Consider the following 3,268-nt stretch of genomic DNA (forward strand, 5'->3'; position numbering starts at 1 on the left):
TTGGCGTGCTTCCGGCAGCGCCACACTCGGAACGCGCCGGGGGGACAATGGGTCCAACCAGGCGGGGCCGGGACGGTCGGTTCAGCCGGGTAATGTCGGAATTTTGCGGCTTCGCCCTGAAAATGTCCAAATTCGACAGCTGATCGCGGCGACGCGGCGACGGGGTGCCGCAGTAGACGCCGGTCGCAGCACCGAGTATCAGCGCGGCTGTTTTTCGACCGCACGGGGCTCGGGCGGGGCCCATGCTGGGGGAGGATGAGCATGACCAACCGTTTTGTACCCGTGCTGGGCATTGTCGCACCGAGTGGCACGGGCAAAACCACGCTGTTGCTCAAAGTGCTGCCGCTGTTGCGCGAGCGCGGCCTGCGCGTGGGCTATCTCAAGCATTCCCACCATGAGCTGAAGCTCGATGAGCCGGGCAAGGACAGCTTCGAGGTCGCAGCGTCCGGCGCGGAACAGGTGATATTGGCGGCGGCGGACGGCTGGGCACTGATGGACTATGCCCCGGGCCAGGACGGGGCTCGGGAGCTGCCCTTGGCCGCACTGCTCGCGCGCTTCGATGCCACACGGCTGGACTTGGTGCTGGTAGAGGGCTTCCGCGAAGCGCATTACCCCAAGCTCGAAGTGCACCGAGCGGCCGCCGGCAAGCCACCGCGCTTTCCGGATGACCCGGACATCATTGCCGTGGTCAGTGACGCGGCGCTGCCCAGGACGGCGGCGCCGGACCTGCTGTCCATCGATGACCCCGCAGCCGTCGCCGATTACATCCAGGCCCGGCTCGCGGATGGCCAGCTCACCGCGGAGGACCCACGTGAAGAGCTGCTGCGCCGCTGTCGCGAGTGCCGCATCTCACCCGCAGAGCCGAGGGCTGGCTGGCTGTCCGTGCGCGTGGGCGAGCGCTGCTGGTTGGCGCCCATCGCGCTCGCGGGGGACGACCCGACGCCCGCGTCCATCCAAGCGTATGCGGTGACGGCGGCAGAGGAACAGGCACCAGCGGCGGCGGACGGCGCGGCCGTCGACCTCACCGCCCTCGAGGCCCGCATTCACCGAGGCATTTACGCCGCGCAGCCCAGCGCCCGTGCCGTCGTTGGTGCGCGCATGCCCTACACCGCGGCGGTGGGCTTTCGCGGCCGCTCGTTTGAGCCGGTGGACCCGGACGGCGCCGCCGCGCTCGGCGCCCTGCCGGCCCTGTCCTTTGGGCTGGAAGAGCTTGTCGCCAAGGCGCCCGACGCCATCGCCGAGCAGCTGATAGAGGGCAGCGCCTGCATCGTCGCGGGGCAGGGCGCCTACACGTGGGGCGGCGACCTCGCCGAGGCCCTGCAGCGTGCGGCACTGCTGGAGCGCTCCGCAGAGATCTATGCCCTGTGGCGGCAGGCGTCGGTGTGAGGGGCGCGCGGGCAGCAGGCCGGCCACTAGGTGCGATCGGCCCCGCCATCGAGCAGTGAGGCAAGACCGCCGAGGCGGCCATCAAGCTCCGGCACCGCATCAGGCGGGCCATCGGCATCGTCACAGCGTTGTTGCAGGCCCATTGCGCCGTTACGTGAAACCGACCCCGCCCTCGGACTCAACGCCGTCTCACTTCTCGGCGCTCAGATAGCAGATCCAGCCTGCATCGGCGTCAGCGCGCTCCGCGGGCCGAAAATCGCCGTCCGGCTCTCCGTCCTCGGTCCAGCCCTGCCAGTAGACGATGACGCGCCGGAAGCCGGCCTCGGCGAGCAGCTCGCGGATCTCGGGCAGTGTCCAGAGGCGCCAGTGATAGCTGAACGCCCGGGGCAACTCCGAGCCGTCTGGAAAGGCGAAGTCGATGTGGAAGTGCATCGCGCCGCTGATGGGGTCATAGCTCGCCTGCTCCCAGCGGTAAGTGAAGGCGCCCTCGTCGTCCTCCACCGCGCGCTCTTCGATGATCTCGCGGAAGGCGTCATAGCCGCCGTAGGCGTCTAGGAAGAACACGCCGTCGGCGGCAAGGGCCTGGTGGACGGCCTGGAAATAGCCCCGCAGCGCTGCGCGCTCGCGGAGCAGCCAGTAGCTGAAGTTCATTGCCGCCACCAGGTCGGGTGCAGCGCCCGCCGGGGCCGCGCGCACGTCCGCCTGCACCAGGCTCAGCCGCGTTTGTGCCTCAGTGGGTAATGGCGCCCGGTTATGCCGCTCGGCCCAGGCGAGCACATCGCTGTTCAGATCCAGCCCCAGGGCGGTGTTCTGTGGATGGCGCCGGATCCACTCGCAGCAGACCGCCGCCGTACCGCAAAAATCCTCCCGCAGCCGCCGGGCATCGCGCCCGCGCAGCCGGCGGAAACGTTCGGTGAGGAAGTCCACCTCGGCTTCGGGGCACTGCACCGCGCGCTCGTAAAGGCGGTGCGGGTCGGCTTGGTGGGCGAGGGTGGGCACGGCGGCGGTGCCCCGCGCGGCGGCGCGCTTCGGCGGCATGGGGCTTCAATTTGAAACAATCGACGGGTTTGGCTATTCTACTCTGCTTGCGGTTGTGCCATGTCGACGGCATTCCAGGCACATGTTCGGATGCGGCCATAACGGACTGCTGCCGCGCTCAACAGCCGTAAGTTCCCGCCGGAGAGGTGTCCGAGTGGCTTAAGGAGCACGCCTGGAAAGTGTGTATAGGTTAATAGCCTATCGTGGGTTCGAATCCCACCCTCTCCGCCAATTTCTCCATCCCGTCCAAAGCCCGGCCCAGCCGCAGTCGGTCGGGTTTGCCGCTGCTCCCACAGCCGCGCTCAGCCCAGTCGCTCTGTGAAGCCTATCAGTGGACGAGCCACAAGCGGCTTATCGCCTTGCCTGCGCCTTCGCAAAGGCCTTGCGCACCGGGTGCCCGGGTGGATACGTCCGGACTTTAGAGGCGGTGGCGTTGCTGATATCTCCCTCGCTGATCTCGCGCAGCAGTGCTGCGGTCTCGGCCGACGTGTACCTGAGATAGCCGACTTTCGCGACACAGATGTCGATCAGGTCCCGGCCCGCGTCGTCGTAGCAATTGGATGCACCACATTGACCCCGCGGGGCGAGCTCGGCCTGAGTCTGCCGAATGCAGGCGGCCCATTCGGCAGCGGTTGCATAACGCACGACCCCGGGGGATGGCAAAGCCTCCTCCGGCGCTGCAGTGGCCGCGCCGAAGAACAGCGCCACTGCGAGCAATGCCGTCAGCCATTTCATCCCATACTCCGGCGCGAGGTGGGCACCGCCAAGCCCTTATTCTTTGAGTTTAGACCCGGGCGCCCGCCGATGCCGTCACTGCTGACGGCGGTATCATCAGGCATGGACC

General features: G+C 67.8%; 3 protein-coding genes and 1 tRNA gene. 2 read left to right on the forward strand and 2 right to left on the reverse strand.

What is annotated here, in order from left to right; translation table 11 throughout:
• The first annotated feature begins 261 nt into the window (after positions 1-261).
• Positions 262-1,386 (forward strand): molybdopterin-guanine dinucleotide biosynthesis protein B, encoded by a 1,125-nt coding sequence (gene mobB / locus I6U14_RS18250; RefSeq protein ID WP_367115627.1) that lies wholly within the window; start codon positions 262-264, stop codon positions 1,384-1,386.
• 189 nt (positions 1,387-1,575) lie between these two features.
• Here the strand turns inward: mobB and I6U14_RS05095 are convergent, their stop codons facing one another.
• A complete protein-coding gene (locus I6U14_RS05095; RefSeq protein WP_296897405.1) occupies positions 1,576-2,424 on the reverse strand; it encodes a trans-aconitate 2-methyltransferase in 849 nt (282 codons plus the stop codon).
• A gap of 140 nt (positions 2,425-2,564) precedes the next feature.
• Here I6U14_RS05095 and I6U14_RS05100 point away from each other — a divergent pair.
• Positions 2,565-2,655: transfer RNA gene (locus I6U14_RS05100), tRNA-Ser, on the forward strand.
• Between the two features lie 120 nt (positions 2,656-2,775).
• Here the strand turns inward: I6U14_RS05100 and I6U14_RS05105 are convergent.
• Positions 2,776-3,159 carry a hypothetical protein gene (locus I6U14_RS05105; RefSeq protein WP_296897407.1) on the reverse strand — a complete coding sequence of 128 codons (384 nt, stop codon included), beginning with the start codon at positions 3,157-3,159 and terminating at the stop codon, positions 2,776-2,778.
• Positions 3,160-3,268: the final 109 nt, after the last annotated feature.

This window comes from Thiohalocapsa sp., from assembly GCF_019695415.1.
Taxonomy (GTDB): domain Bacteria; phylum Pseudomonadota; class Gammaproteobacteria; order Chromatiales; family Chromatiaceae; genus Thiohalocapsa.

Bases quoted from the DNA above. Each gene is read 5' to 3' on its own strand.
- mobB (WP_367115627.1), top strand. From the start codon at position 262: ATGACCAACCGTTTTGTACCCGTGCTGGGCATTGTCGCACCGAGTGGC.
- I6U14_RS05095 (WP_296897405.1), bottom strand. From the start codon at position 2,424: ATGCCGCCGAAGCGCGCCGCCGCGCGGGGCACCGCCGCCGTGCCCACC.
- I6U14_RS05105 (WP_296897407.1), bottom strand. From the start codon at position 3,159: ATGAAATGGCTGACGGCATTGCTCGCAGTGGCGCTGTTCTTCGGCGCG.